Below are 14763 nucleotides of genomic sequence, written 5' to 3' on the forward strand. Positions count from 1 at the left end.
GAATCTTCGGGGGTGTCGTTCTTAGACAAGGATGGCTCCGTTCACGCGCGCGACGGCCACGATGACGGCGCCCAGGTTGACATAGTGTTTGGCTTCGAACCGTACATAGTGTTCCACGGGAGCGCCGACGCGCCCTTCCAGCCATTCCGACGGCAACGCGGTCGAGATGTCCCCGGTCGACGGTCGGTGGGTGGAAAAGCTCGTGGCGAGGGTTTCCGCGGCCACATCGACTCCCACGGCGAGGTCGAAAGAATCAGCATCCGCTTCGCTCTCGAACACCAGATCCAGACGGATGCGGTCGCTCACCTGAAAACCGGCCGACTTGCGGGTGTCCTGCACGGCGCGAATCAGGTCGCGGGCGAAGCCCTCGGCCTCAAGCTCGGGTGTGGTGCCGGTGGCGAGCAGCGCGAAACCACCGCCGGGCAGCAGGGCAAGCGCTGCAGCCCCATCGCCGGCGTCGCTGTTCGCCTCGAGCGTCAGCTCGAATTCGCTCGCCTCGAGGGTAATACCGCCGGCAGTGACGATTCCGTCGGTCTCGCTCCAATCGCCGGCGCGGGCGGCCTTGATGACCTGCTGAACCTGCTTGCCCAGTCGAGGTCCAGCGGCGCGGGCATTCACGACAAGTTTGCTCGTGACTCCGTAAGCCGCAGCGCTGTCGTCTTCGAGCTCAATCAGGGTGATCGTCTTCACGTTGAGTTCGTCACGCAGGATCCCCACGAACGAGCCAAGCGCTGCGGAGTTGCCGGTGACGACGGTGAGGTTGGTCAGCGGAAGCCGCACCCGCAGACCGGCCTGCTTGCGAAGCGAGAGCACGGTGCTGCTGATCAGACGCACCTGGTCCATGGCGGTGACGAGCTCGTCGTCGGCGGGAAACAGGGTGGCATCGGGCCAGTCTTCGAGGTGCACGCTGCGGCCGCCGGTGAGGCCCTGCCAGATGCGCTCGGTTACGAGCGGCAACAGCGGAGCAGTAACCCGGCAGACGGTTTCCAGAACCGTGTACAGGGTGTCGAAGGCTTCGTGGGTGGTCGCCCCCTCGGTGGCGCCGCCCCAGAACCGGTCGCGCGACCGGCGCACGTACCAGTTGGTGAGCACGTCGGCGAAGTCGCGCAGGCGCGCCGCGGCCGTCGTGCTGTCCAGGGCCTCCAGGTCGGTCGCGACGCCCACGATCAGGTCTCGGGTTTTGGCGAGCAGGTAGCGGTCGAGCACATCGGTAGAATCGGTACGCCAGGTGGCGTCGTAGCCCATCGTGCCATCGACATTGGGTCCGGACGCATTGGCGTAGAGCGAGAAGAAATACCAGGTGCTCCACAGCGGCAGCATGACCTGGCGGGCACCCTCGCGGATGCCCTCCTCGGTGACGACGAGGTTGCCGCCGCGCAATACCGGCGAGCTCATCAGGAACCAGCGCATGGCGTCGGCGCCGTCGCGGTCGAAGACCTCGTTGACGTCGGGGTAGTTGCGCAGCGACTTGCTCATCTTCTGGCCGTCGTTGCCGAGCACGATGCCGTGGCTGACCACGTTCTTGAAGGCCGGTCGGTCGAACAGGGCGGTGGAGAGCACGTGCAGCAGGTAGAACCAGCCGCGGGTCTGTCCGATGTACTCCACGATGAAGTCGGCCGGGTTGTGTGCTTCGAACCAGTCCCGGTTCTCGAACGGGTAGTGCACCTGCGCGAACGGCATCGAACCGGAGTCGAACCAGACGTCGAGCACGTCCGTGATGCGGCGCATCGTCGACTGGCCGGTGGGGTCGTCGGGGTTCGGGCGGGTCAGCTCGTCGATGTACGGGCGGTGCAGGTCGGTCGGGCGCACACCGAAATCGGCTTCGAGCTCGTCCAGCGAGCCGTAGACATCCGTTCGCGGGTAGTCGGGGTTGTCGCTTTTCCAGACCGGGATGGGCGAGCCCCAGTAACGGTTGCGGCTGATCGACCAGTCGCGGGCGTTGCCGATCCACTTGCCGAACTGGCCGTCCTTAACGTTCTCCGGAACCCAGTTCACCTCCTGGTTGAGCTCGACCATGCGCGGGCGAAAGTCGGTGACGCGCACGAACCAGCTCGACACAGCCTTGTAGATGAGCGGGTTGCGGCAACGCCAGCAGTGCGGGTACGAGTGCTCATAGCTGGCCTGGCGGATGAGACGCCCGTTGGCTTTGAGCAGCGCGGTGAGCGGCTTGTTGGCGTCGCTCCAGAGTTGGCCGGCTACCTCGGGAATGTCGCTGAGAAACTTTCCACCGTCGTCGAGGGAAATGATCACCGGGATGCCCGCGGCTTCACAGACCTTCTGGTCCTCCTCGCCGTAGGCGGGAGCCTGGTGCACGATTCCGGTGCCGTCGCTCGTGGTGACGTAGTCGGCCACGAGGATACGCCAGGCGTTCTGGGTACCCCAGAGCGATTCGTCGGCGTAGTGGTCGAACAGGCGATCATAGCTGACCCCCTCCAACTCGCTGCCGAGCACCGTGCGCGAAATGGATGCCACGGCATCAGCGGCCGAGTCATAGCCCAGGTCCTTGGCATAGTTGCCGACGAGGTCGATCGCGATGAGATATTCGGCACCGAGCACCTCAACAGAAGCGAGCACCTCAACCGAGCTGAGCGCCGCCGCAGACGAAACGCCTTCCCGAAGCACCTCGGCGTCGGGGGTGCCGTTGGGGCCGGCTGGCACGACGGCGTAGACGATTTCGGGGCCCACGGCCAGCGCGAAGTTCGTCGGGAGGGTCCACGGGGTCGTGGTCCAGGCCAGAGCGCGCACCGCCGTGAGGCCGAGGGCTTCGGCCTTGGCCCCGATCAGCGGAAAGGTGACCGTGACGGTCTGGTCCTGACGCATCTTGTAGACGTCGTCGTCCATGCGCAGTTCGTGGTTGGACAGCGGGGTCTGGTCACGCCAGCAATACGGCAGCACCCGGTACCCCTCATAGGCGAGGCCCTTGGTGTGCAGCTGCTTGAAGGCCCAGATCACCGACTCCATGTAGGTGATGTCGAGGGTCTTGTAGTCGTTCTCGAAGTCGACCCAGCGGGCCTGACGGGTAACGTACTCTTCCCAGTCCTTGGTGTACTCCAACACCGACTCGCGGGCGACCGCGTTGAACGCGGCGAGGCCCATCTCCTCGATCTGGCTTTTATCGGTGATGCCGAGCTTGCGCTCTGCCTCCAGCTCGGCTGGCAGGCCGTGGGTGTCCCAGCCGAACCGGCGGTGCACCTGCTTGCCGCGCATGGTCTGGAATCGGGGGAACAGGTCTTTGGCGTAGCCGGTGAGCAGATGGCCGTAGTGCGGCAGACCGTTGGCGAAGGGCGGGCCGTCGTAGAAGGTCCATTCTTCGGCGCCGTCGCGCTGGTCGATCGAGGCCTGGAAGGTGTCGTCGCTCTTCCAAAAAGCGAGCACCTCGCCTTCGAGCGCGGGAAAGTTGGGTGAGGGAACGATGGCCGCGCCGGGCGTGGGCTCGTCACCGGCCGTGTGTTCATGGGGCGTGGCATTGCGGCTCTTGGGGTACAAAATGCTTCTCCTACCGGACGGGTCACTGGGGCCCTGCTCCACGAGGACGAACGATTGTGTAGAAATCGCCGCGGTACCACCTCGCTTGCCGCCCGTGGTTTCGACGTGCTCAACCCACGAACGACCGCTCGTTCAGAGGCTGTGACGGGCCCGACCCGTTCGGTTCTACTGGAATGTCCACCCGGGGGGTGGCCATCTGTTCTTCCGAAGACTTCCCGGTGATAGCCGAGTCACTGTCATTCGTGTTGAATACTATCAGTGCCCGCGGCCCCAGAACTGGAGTACAGCAGTGACATCTGAAGAACTCTCCGCCTTTCTCCTCGACCTCAACGGGGCGGTGCCGACCTATCCATTCGGCCCGGAGGCCCGCGTCATGAAAGTCGGCGGCAAGATGTTTTCAGTTGATCAGCCCGGCGCCACGCTGCCAAGCATCACGGTCAAGGCGCTCCCCGAGAATGTTCCGCGACTGATCCGCAGCGTTGCAGGAATCGTGCCGGGGTACCACATGAACAAGAAGCACTGGGTTACGGTGCGCCTTGACGGCTCGGTGCCCGACGAGCACGTGCGCGAGTTGATTGCCGAGTCACACGCCATCATCGTGGCGTCCCTGCCGAAGGAAATCCGGCTCGGACTGCAGGGCTAGGTCGTACGGCTACCACACGGGGACAACCGAGCCGAAGCGGTAAAACATGCCGGCAGTCGGGCGCAAAGTGAGGATCGGGTAGATTGGGTATGCGAACTCAGGCACCTCACCATCGACACGGTGCCGAATATACCGAACCGGAGAGTCATGACCAACGCCGACCGCGTCCCCGAAAAGCCAGCCCTTGAAGGGCTCGAAGCCAAATGGGAGACCCGCTGGGAAACCGACGGCACCTACCGTTTCGCTCGTGAGAACGCCACCCGGGAAACCATTTACTCGATCGACACTCCCCCACCGACCGCATCCGGTTCGCTGCACATCGGTCACGTTTTCTCGTATACCCATACCGATGTCATCGCCCGCTTTCAGCGCATGCGCGGCAAAAACGTGTTCTATCCGATGGGTTGGGATGACAATGGGCTGCCCACGGAACGCCGTGTGCAGAACTATTACGGTGTGCGCTGCGATCCCTCGCTCAGCTACACCGACAGCTTTGCTCCACCGTTCGAAGGCGGCGACGGCAAGAGCTCGAAGGCGGCCGACCAGCTGCCGATCAGCCGCCGCAACTTCATCGAACTGTGCGAAACCCTCACCAAAGAAGATGAGAAGCAGTTTGAAGCGCTCTGGCGCACCCTCGGCCTGAGCGTCGACTGGACCCAGTCCTACCGCACCATCGGCCCGGAGGCTCTGTTCACCTCGCAGCTCGCTTTTCTCGGCAACGTCGAGCGTGGCGAGGCCTACCAGGCCATGGCCCCGACCCTGTGGGACGTCACTTTTCGCACCGCAGTGGCCCAAGCCGAGCTTGAAGACAAGGACATGCCCGCCGCGTACCACCGGGTGTCGTTCCTGAAGCCCGACGGCAGCACAATCGAAATTGAAACGACTCGCCCCGAACTGCTGCCGGCCTGCGTCGCCCTCGTCGCACATCCCGACGACGAACGGTACAAGCACCTCTTCGGCACCACGGTGACGACCCCGGTGTTTGGCGTCGACGTTCCCGTGCTCGCCCACCACCTCGCCCAGAAAGACAAGGGCTCGGGAATCGCGATGATCTGCACCTTCGGCGATGTGACCGACGTGGTCTGGTGGCGCGAACTCGACCTGCCCAACCGCGCCATCATGGGTTTCGACGGCCGCATCATCGCCGAGGCGCCCGAAGCGATCACGTCCGAAACCGGCCGCGCCGCCTACGCGCAGCTCGCCGGCAAGACCGTCTTCTCCGCCAAGCAGGCCGTTGTGGATTTGCTCCGAGCCAGCGGCGACCTGATCGGCGACCCCAAGCCGATCGTGCACGCGGTGAAGTTCTTCGAAAAGGGCGACAAGCCGCTCGAAATCGTGTCCACCCGGCAGTGGTACATCCGAAACGGTGCCCGGGACGAGAAGCTGCGCACCCGACTGCTCGAGCACGGCACCGAGCTCGCCTGGCACCCCGAATTCATGAAGGTGCGCTACGAGAATTGGGTCAACGGCCTCACCGGCGACTGGCTGGTCTCCCGCCAGCGCTTCTTCGGCGTGCCGCTGCCGGTCTGGTACCCGCTCGACGACGACGCCAACCCCGTCTTCGACCAGCCGATCGTAGCGACTCGGGACATGCTGCCGGTCGACCCCTCATCGGATGCCGCGCCCGGCTTCACCCAGAGCCAGCGCGGCCAGGCCGGTGGATTCGTCGGTGAAGTCGACGTCATGGACACCTGGGCGACCTCCTCGCTCACCCCGCAACTGGCCGGTGGCTGGGAACGCGATCCGGAATTGTTCAAGCTGGTCTTTCCCTATTCGCTGCGCCCACAGGGCCAGGACATCATTCGCACCTGGCTGTTCTCCACCCTTTTGCGCGCCGAACAGCAGCACGGTATCTCGCCCTGGCAGCACGCTGCGCTCAGTGGCTTCATCGTCGACCCCGACCGCAAGAAGATGAGCAAATCCAAGGGCAACGTGGTCACGCCGGCCGATATGCTCGAGCTGCACGGCTCGGATGCGGTGCGCTACTGGGCGGCATCCTCTCGCCTCGGCACCGACGCGGCCTTCGACCCGAAGAACCCGACGCAGATCAAGATCGGCCGTCGCCTCGCCATCAAGATCCTCAACGCGAGCAAATTCGTCTCTATGTCGAAGGGGAGCCGGGATGCCCCGATCACCGAACCGGTGGATCAGAGCATGCTGGCCGGCCTCACCGCCGTCGTCGCCCAGGCCACGACCGCGTTTGAGAATTACGACCACGCGCGCGCTTTGGAGACCACGGAGAGTTTCTTCTGGATGTTCTGCGACGACTACCTCGAACTCGTGAAAGAACGCGCCTACGGTGAGCCGTGCCCGGAGCAAGCGTCAGCCGTTGCCGCGCTGCGCACCGCGCTGGCCACCCTGCTGCGCCTGTTCGCGCCGTTCGTTCCCTTCGCCACCGAAGAAGCCTGGTCGTGGTCGAACGATGGTTCGGTGCACACCGCGCCGTGGCCGGTCGCGGCCGATCTGCTCGGCAGCGGCGAGGTTGCCAGTGGCAATATCGCCCTGCTCGATCTGGCCAGCCGTGCGCTGACCGGCATCCGTCGTGCTAAGACCGATGCGAAAGCTTCGCAGAAGTCCGAAGTGGATTCCGCAGTGATATGCGGTGCTCCCGCCGAGATTGCACTGCTTACCCTGGCCACCGCTGATCTCAAAGCGGTCGGTCGTATTCAAGAACTGACTTTTGTCGACGGCAGCGAACTCGCTGTGACCGACATCGTGTTCGCCACCGTGTTAGAAAGTTAGGAGACCAGATGTCAGTAACCGTACGCCCGCTGGGCGACAAGGATTTTTTTGCTTGGCTGGGCCTGTTTGAGGGTTACAGCGCGTTCTATGAGAGCGAATTGACCGATCAGAAGGCGCTGCAGCTCTGGAGCTGGATCATCGATGTGAACAATTCCCTCAATGGCGCCGTCGCGGTCAACGAGGAGGGTGACTTTGTCGGCTTCGCGCACTACCGCACCGTTCCGCGCACCCTGAGCGGTGACCTCGCCCTGTTCCTCGATGATCTGTTCGTGGCCGAGGACTTTCGCGGTAAGGGCGTCGGCACCCAGTTGATGGACTTCACCAAGGCCTATGCGCGCGACCACAAGCTGGCTCAGGTGCAGCTGGTGACCGCCGCCGACAACGCCACCGCGCAGGTGCTCTACGACCAGGTCGGTACCCGAACCGACTGGGTCACCTACGAGATCGACGTTTAGCTGATGCAGCTGGGCACACGTTGGACCCTCGGCGGGACACCGCCGACCGGGCTTCCGCACGTCGTTGAAATCGCCGTTCGAGCTGTCGAAGAGGACCTCACGGCGCTCGACGTCGACACCAGCACCTGGCGCTGGACGCTGACCTGGCTTGAGGCCAAGCCGGTGATTGAGCTCGACGACGGCACCATCATCCGCTTTAATCCGGTCGATGACAGTGCCACCATCACGCAGCCGTCGACCACCGTCGATGACGACGATGAGGAATGGATCTGAGCTGGACCCACAGCCGTACGGTGCGCAGCCGTACGGTGCGCAGCCGTACGGTGCGCAGCCGTACGGCACAGCCCGATCGGCGGCGCACATTGTAGCGAGCGGGCTGGTAACCGGCCGCGGTCAAGCGCGGGCGAGTATTTCGCCGTGCGGCATTCCGAACCACCCGTTCGGATCACGCACCCACTCGTGCCAGGCGGCGGCCATGCGTTTCAGGTCGGCCAGGTCGGCCACACCGGATTCGATGGCGTGCGCCGCAAAAGCTGATTCGGTCACCCGCACCGCCCACGACCCACCCCACCATTCGCGTTCAGCATCGGATGCAAAGCACCAGATGGATGCGCTGCTGGTCACGTCGGTGAATCCGGCCCGTCTGGCCCAGGTTTTGAGTGAACGACCGGCATCGGGGTCACCCCCGTTCCAATAGTGCACCTCACGGTAAACCCGCATCCAATCAGCCAAACCATCAATGTGGGGCGCCATTATGACTCCCCCGTAGTCCACGTCACGAGCAGCAAGCACACCACCAGGACGCAGCACTCGACGCATTTCCGTCATCGCGGCGACTGGATCAGCCAGGTGTTGCAGCACCTGATGGGCATGCACGATATCAAAGCTGGCGTCGGCAAAGTCGAGGGCGTAGACGTCACCGACCTGAAAACTCACGTTGTGCGCACCCTCGTCGGCGGCCAATCCGGTCGCGTGTTCGACGATGTCGGTCGATGCGTCAATACCGACGACCCGGCCCGGCGCCAGCCTGCGCGCCAGGTCGACCGTGATCGTGCCGGGACCACAACCGACATCGAGCAGGATTCCCCCGGCGTGCAACTCCGGAATCAGATAGGCGGCCGAGTTCGCCACGGTGCGCCAGGTGTGCGAACGCAGCACGCTTTCGTGGTGGCCGTGCGTGTATTCGTCCCGCGGAGCGGACTCGGAGCTGCCGGTTGGGTGTGTCATGCTGCGATCCTACGGTGCCGCCGTGCTCAGTAGTCGATCAGTGCCCGATCAGTGCCCGCCCATCGGTCGACCAACGGCGGATCAGCATCCTCTCAGCGATCGATCGCACTGACGATCACCGCTCCGAGTTCGAGAGGCCGCGTGAACTGCGGCCAGTGCCCGGTGGGCAAGTCAACGTATTCCACATCACGAATACGTGCCAGTTCAGACACGTGAGGATCACCCTGCGCGATCCACCCGGCCAGTGCGCTGGCTGCAAATTCGCAGGCGATGACCGTGACCGGCACGTCATACCGTCGCTCGTCGTGCAGAATCTGCTGATCGTAGGCGACTCCCCGCGGTTGTGGCACGGCTCTCGCCCGAAACGCCGCCCGTAGTTCTTCATTCAAGCCCACGAGGTCAGCATCATCGAAATCTTCCCACGGCGGCAGGGGTATTTCGTCGCCTTCCACCGTGAGGTCGTCATTGATCACGCCACCGTCGGCGACCGGCCCACTGTCAACGTAGATTCCCCGTGCAATCCGGTGTGGGCGCGCATCGATGGCACCGTGAATGATGGCTCCGCCACCGGAATGCCCGACGAGCACCACCGGAGTGTTCAGTGAATCAATAATCCCCACGACGGCGTCAATGTGCGTGCGCAGTCTCACACCGGCGCGCGGCGCAGTGACACTTTCCAGTCCCGGCAGCGTCAGCGCGTGCACCCGGTGTCCCGCGGCTTCAAGCACGGGTGTCACCTCCGACCAGGAAGCGCCGTCGAGCCAAAATCCGGGTACCAGAATGATGTCCATGCTGGCACTGTAGCCCGCACCGCCGACATACGCGGCGCAATTTGGTGCGTCAGCGCAGGCGCGGTGCTGCGAGCTGCCGTGGTTAGTCTGGAGTCATGGCCTCCTTCGCGAACAATCCGTTTTTCGCCCGCAGCACCCTGCCCTACCAACTCCCGCCGTTTGCCGACATCACTGATGAGCACTACCGGCCGGCCTTTTTAGAGGGCATGACCGAGCAACTGGCCGAGATCGCTGAAATCACGGGCACAGCGGATGCCCCCACCCTCGAGAACACGCTCGTCGCCCTCGAACGCAGTGGGCAAACACTCGCCCGGGTCGCAGAGGTCTTCTTCAATAAGAGTTCGTCTGATTCGAGCGACTTCACCACCGCCCTCGAGGAAGAACTCGCACCCCTCCTCGCCGCACACGCCGACGCCATCCGCCTCGACCCGGCCCTGTACGCGCGCATCGCGACCCTGCACGAGCAGCGTTCGAGCCTCAACCTTGATGCTGAGTCGCTGTACCTGATCGAGCGGTACTTTACCGAGTTCACCCTCGCCGGGGCTGCTCTGAGCGACGACGACAAGCAATCCCTGCGTGATTTCAACGCGCGTTTATCGACGCTGACGACCCGATTCGAAAAGAATCTTTTGGCCGACACGAATGACCTCGCGCTCGTTGTCGCCGATGTCGCCGAACTCGACGGGCTCAGCATCGGCGAAATCTCAGCTGCGGCCGAGGCTGCCACGGAACGCGGCCTCGTGGGCAAATATCTGATCAGCCTCGTTCTCCCCACCTCGCACCCCTACCTGGCGAGCCTCACCAACCGCGGGGTGCGCGAACGGTTACTCGCAGCGAGCCGAGCCCGCGGCATCCGCTCTGATGCCGCCGGTGCCGCTAACGATAATCGACCGCTCGTCATCGAGATCACGCACCTGCGTGCCCAGCGGGCCCGACTGCTCGGGTTCGATTGCCATGCCGCCTACGTGACCGCCGACGAGACCGCCAAGACGCCCGGTGCCGTCTGGGATCTTCTCAGCCGCCTGGCCCCGGCGGCTGCCCGCAATGCCGGGGTGGAACAGGCCGACCTGCAGGCGGTGATCGACGCCGAGGGCGGGGGCTTTCAGCTGGCCGCGTGGGACTGGGCGTTCTACACCGAAAAGGTACGTCGGGCCAAGTACGACGTTGACACGACCGCCATGCGCCCGTACTTCGAATTGGAAAGCGTTCTGACCAACGGGGTGTTCTACGCGGCAAACCAGCTGTACGGACTCACCTTCACCGCCCGGCCAGACCTGATCGGCTGGCACCCTGAATCACGGGTATTCGAGGTCGCCACTGAAACGGGCGCGTCCGTCGGGCTCTACATCGGCGACTTCTACACCCGCGATTCCAAGCGCGGTGGCGCTTGGATGAACGCCCTGGTCTCCCAGTCAACGCTCCTGGACACCGATACGACCGTGGTCTGCAATAACCTCAACGTATCCAAACCAGCCGCCGGTCAACCCACCCTGCTCACCTACGACCAGGTCACCACACTCTTCCACGAATTCGGCCATGCGCTACACGGATTGTTGGCACGTGCGACCTACCCCAAATTCTCGGGCACCAACGTGTACCGCGACTTCGTGGAGTTTCCCAGCCAGGTCAACGAAATGTGGATGCTCTGGCGCGAGGTGCTCACTAACTACGCCCGCCACTACGAGACGGGAGCGGCGATGCCACAGCAGCTGGTGGACCGCATCCAGGCGTCATCGGCCTTCAACGAGGGCTTCCTGACCAGTGAATATCTCGCCGCAGCTCTGCTCGACCAGGCGTGGCACCGCATTGACGCCGACACCACCGTCACCGACGTGCCCAGTTTCGAAGCGGATGCCCTCGCCTCGGTTGCACTCGACAACCCGGTCGTGCCCACCCGCTATTCCAGCACCTACTTCGCGCACACATTCTCGGGCGGGTACGACGCCGGGTATTACTCGTACATCTGGAGCGAGGTGCTGGATGCCGACACCGTTGAGTGGTTCAAGGACAATGGCGGCCTGACCCGGGCCAACGGCGAGCGTTTTCGTGACCGCCTGCTCGGAGTCGGTGGCACCATGGACCCGCTGGACGCGTACCGAAACTGGCGCGGTCGCGACGCCGAACTGCAGCCGCTGCTCGACCGGCGCGGTCTCAACTAGCTCGCCCCGACCACTGTTACCCCGCGGTATCTGAACGCGCCCCACCTGCTTGCACCCCACCTGCATGCGCCGCACGTGCATGCGCTGCAGAACCTGCCCGCGCCGCCCGAAACAGCGCGGCACGTGTCGTCTCGACGGCCCGACCGACAGCGCGACCAGCAGAGCAACCAGCAGAGCAACCAGCAGAGCAGGAGAGCAGGAGAGCAGGAGAGCAACAGAACACCAGAACACCAGAGCAACAGAGCAACAGAGCAACCAGCCTCGACCGATAGAACACCGGTTCTCCACAGGGGATGTGTTCGGTTTCTTCTCCACAGATTGCGAGCTTTTCTCGGCTTTGTCGGTGGTGGGTGGGAGAATTGGGGTATGAACAGCCTCGCTGATGAGCTTCGATGGGCGGCCGACCGGGTCGCCTCCCTCGGCGATTGCAGCGCGGCGTTTGACGCCCTGCCCGAGGCCGATGTGCTCAGCGGCCAGCGGTCGTTGGCGGAGGCACGGCGGCTGCTGGACGTGTTCGCGGCGTGGATGGCCGGCACCGTCGCCCGCCGGTCCCGGCCCGAGCTCGGCCGCGAGGGCCTGGCCGCACGACAGGGGTTCGCGTCGCCGGAGGCCATGATTCAGCACGTGAACGGCTCCAGCCGCGGCGAAGCGGTCAAGCTGGTCGCGTCGGGCACGCTGATGGCTGAAACGGATGCCGCGGAACGGGCCGCCCAGCTGGCTGCCGAGGCGGCTGCCGCGCTGACGGGTGCTAGTGGTGGAACGGATACTGGCGGTCCGAACAGCCCAGCCGACGGTCCCGGTGACGGAATAGGCGACGGCAGAGGCGACGGGATCGCCGAGGGTATCGCCAAGGATCTAGGCGACGTGCCGTGGCAGGCGCCGATCGTGCATGCCGTTGCCGCCGGCACCCTCACGGTCGATCAGGCCGACGCCCTCCGGCGCGGGCTGGGCGACATCGACCAGGCCGTGTCCGCGCCGATCCTGCGCGATGCGCTGTCGGTGCTCGTGCCGGAGGTGACCGGGTTGAACGTGGAGCTGGTGTACCGGCGGGCGCGTCGACTGCGCGACCACCTCGACGAGGCCGGCATTCGGGCGCGGGAGAAGCAGGCCCGCGACGACACCAAATTCAAGCTGTTCCGCCGGCACGACGGCATGGTCGTGCTCAGCGGACTGCTCGCGCCCGAGCAGGGCGAGTACTGGCTCAGCGCCTACGACTGCCTCACCAGTCCCCGCCGCGGCGGCGTGCGCTTCGTCGACACGGAGCAAGCGGCCTGGGCTGAACGCATCAAGAACGACCCGCGCACCGTCGACCAGATCGCCGCCGACGCGTTCACCACACTGCTGAAAACCGGCACCGACGCCGACCCCACCCGAATGTATGGCGGACGCCACCCCGCAGTGCGCATCATCGTCACCCACACCGACCTGAAAAACGCCGGACTCGTGCCCGCCGACGAACGCGACCCGGCCGACCCGGCCGACCCGGCCGGCGCAGCCGGCGCAGCCGGCGCAGCCGGCGCGACCGCGGAAGCGGAGTTGCGCGCTGCCACTGCGGCCGCGGCCGCGGGGGCAGCCTCGACAGAGCCGTCGACAGAGCCAGTGACAGGGCCGGCGACAGTGCCGGCGTCAGTGCCGGCGTCAGTGCCGGCGTCAGTGCCGGCGTCAGTGCCGGCGTCGCCGGCCCGCATCGGGCACGGCTTCCTCGAGGGCAACCCCGCCCCGATCTCCCTCGAAACGGTGCAGCAGATTCTCTGCAACACCGGCCAGCTACGTCTACTACTGGACGAGGCGGGGCATCCACTCAAACTCGGCCGCAGCCAACGCACCTTCAGCGAAGCCCAACGCGTAGCCATCGGCATGCGCGACGGCGGCTGCATGTTCCTGGACTGCGACATGCCACCCTCCCGATCCGAAGTGCACCACGCCGACCACTGGGTACGCGACTCCGGCACCACCGATATCGACGTCGGACTCCTGCTCTGCGCTCCGTGCCACCGCCGACTCCACCAGGAAGGCTGGCAGATCATCGCCGACCACGGCCGGTTCTGGCTGCAACCACCCGCAACAATCGACCCACACCAAACACCGATCGCCCTGCACAGCAAAAACCCCCTCCTGCTCGAACTCCACCCGGTACAAGACTCAAAACAACACCAGCCCAACGCCAAAACAGGCTGACGCCAGCACACGGAACGACCGACCGGGCGATCACGACAAGCTCGATCCACGGGCGTGTTCGACAAACTCTTCGGACGGACGGACGGACAGACAGACAGACAGACAAACAGACAGGCAGACAGACAGACAGAGGGGGCGCTGCCAGCGGTCGCAGCGGGATCGTCGGCATCATCGGGCGCGAGGCTATGAGTCAGGAGCGCATCTTTCCAGCCGCTGTACCCTCAATAGTGGTGATGCGCGGCTGGTTGATCGCGGTGTAGTCTCTGGGGCCATGGACACTCGAGCAGGTCGAGCAGGTCGAGCAGGTCGAGCAGGTCGAGCAGGTCGAGCAGGTCGAGACCAAGGTACCGGTCGGCGTCGTTTTCTGTGGAGCACCGCCGCGGTCTTGGCTGCGATGCTCCTAAGCGGGTTGATCCTTCACTACCTCCGCGAGAATGTCGACAGCTCGGTGCCGGGGTGGCCCCTTCTCAGCGGAACGGCGAGTCTGCTCTATGCCGATGGTGAAGCCAATCTCTGGGCGTGGATATCCGGGCTCCTGCTCGCGAGCGTTGGCGTCGTCCTCTGTATTGTCGGTGCGGCTGCCCACAACGAGGGGTCGACCGGGACACCATATTTTCTTCTGGGAGCGGTCGCCGTCGAGATGTCCGCCGATGAGATTGCTCAGCTCCATGAGAAATTGGCCAGGTTCAATCCAGGCCAAACGTTTACCTTCAGCTGGCTCACCCTCGGGGTGCCGCTGGCCATCGTCGCCGGCATCATCGTGCTCTGGATTGCACGACACATCGACCTAAACCTCCGTCGCCGCCTCATCGTGGCCGGCATCATCTATTTGCTCGGCGCGGTCGGGGTGGAAGCAATCAGCGGCGTCGCCGTGGGTGGGCACCAGGACGACCTGGCTCGGGCCAGCCTGGAGTACCACGTCTTGCTCGGTATCGAGGAGGGACTCGAGGTGACGGGGGCCCTTCTGGCTCTCGCCGCAGCCCTCTACGCTCTGAGCATCGAACGCACGGCGGCCGGAATCCTTGTGCGAACGCGGAGCGGCCGCTCCGCCGCGAGCCAGCACCCTCCGCACCTGGAGTGAA

General features: G+C 64.5%; 10 protein-coding genes. 7 read left to right on the forward strand and 3 right to left on the reverse strand.

All coding sequences use genetic code 11. From position 1 onward, the window contains the following. Positions 1-21: 21 nt before the first annotated feature. Complete coding sequence (gene ileS, locus QMK22_RS14395; RefSeq protein ID WP_502857774.1) at positions 22-3489, reverse strand: isoleucine--tRNA ligase; 3468 nt, start codon at positions 3487-3489, stop codon at positions 22-24. 286 nt (positions 3490-3775) lie between these two features. Here ileS and QMK22_RS14400 point away from each other — a divergent pair, with 286 nt between their 5' ends. From QMK22_RS14400 to QMK22_RS14415, 4 genes are all read left to right on the forward strand, one after another. Further along, complete coding sequence (locus QMK22_RS14400) at positions 3776-4129, forward strand: MmcQ/YjbR family DNA-binding protein (RefSeq protein WP_283498340.1); 354 nt, start codon at positions 3776-3778, stop codon at positions 4127-4129. A gap of 147 nt (positions 4130-4276) precedes the next feature. Continuing rightward, a complete protein-coding gene (gene valS / locus QMK22_RS14405; RefSeq protein WP_283498341.1) occupies positions 4277-6871 on the forward strand; it encodes a valine--tRNA ligase in 2595 nt (864 codons plus the stop codon). A gap of 8 nt (positions 6872-6879) precedes the next feature. Next, positions 6880-7326: a GNAT family N-acetyltransferase gene (locus tag QMK22_RS14410; protein ID WP_283498342.1), complete on the forward strand. Its 447-nt coding sequence runs from the start codon at positions 6880-6882 to the stop codon at positions 7324-7326. 3 nt (positions 7327-7329) lie between these two features. Next, positions 7330-7599 (forward strand): hypothetical protein, encoded by a 270-nt coding sequence (locus tag QMK22_RS14415; protein ID WP_283498343.1) that lies wholly within the window; start codon positions 7330-7332, stop codon positions 7597-7599. Between the two features lie 120 nt (positions 7600-7719). Here QMK22_RS14415 and QMK22_RS14420 read toward each other — a convergent pair whose 3' ends face one another. Together QMK22_RS14420 and QMK22_RS14425 are read right to left on the reverse strand one after the other, a co-directional pair. Continuing rightward, positions 7720-8553: a methyltransferase domain-containing protein gene (locus tag QMK22_RS14420; RefSeq protein WP_283498344.1), complete on the reverse strand. Its 834-nt coding sequence runs from the start codon at positions 8551-8553 to the stop codon at positions 7720-7722. A gap of 92 nt (positions 8554-8645) precedes the next feature. Further along, positions 8646-9344, reverse strand: coding sequence for an alpha/beta fold hydrolase (locus QMK22_RS14425; RefSeq protein ID WP_283498345.1), 699 nt, complete (start codon positions 9342-9344; stop codon positions 8646-8648). 95 nt (positions 9345-9439) lie between these two features. Here QMK22_RS14425 and QMK22_RS14430 point away from each other — a divergent pair, with 95 nt between their 5' ends. The 3 genes from QMK22_RS14430 to QMK22_RS14440 all read left to right on the forward strand — a co-directional run bounded on the left by QMK22_RS14430 (position 9440) and on the right by QMK22_RS14440 (position 14762). Further along, complete coding sequence (locus tag QMK22_RS14430) at positions 9440-11503, forward strand: M3 family metallopeptidase (RefSeq protein ID WP_283498346.1); 2064 nt, start codon at positions 9440-9442, stop codon at positions 11501-11503. Positions 11504-11869: 366 nt separating this feature from the next. Continuing rightward, positions 11870-13681, forward strand: a complete 1812-nt coding sequence (locus tag QMK22_RS14435; protein ID WP_283498347.1) for an HNH endonuclease signature motif containing protein — start codon at positions 11870-11872, stop codon at positions 13679-13681. Positions 13682-13952: 271 nt separating this feature from the next. Then, the gene (locus tag QMK22_RS14440; protein ID WP_502857762.1) at positions 13953-14762 is read left to right on the forward strand and encodes a DUF8692 domain-containing protein; all 810 of its coding nucleotides are present in this window, start codon (positions 13953-13955) and stop codon (positions 14760-14762) included. Position 14763: the final 1 nt, after the last annotated feature.

Source organism: Cryobacterium sp. PH29-G1, assembly GCF_030063365.1.
GTDB lineage: Bacteria > Actinomycetota > Actinomycetes > Actinomycetales > Microbacteriaceae > Cryobacterium.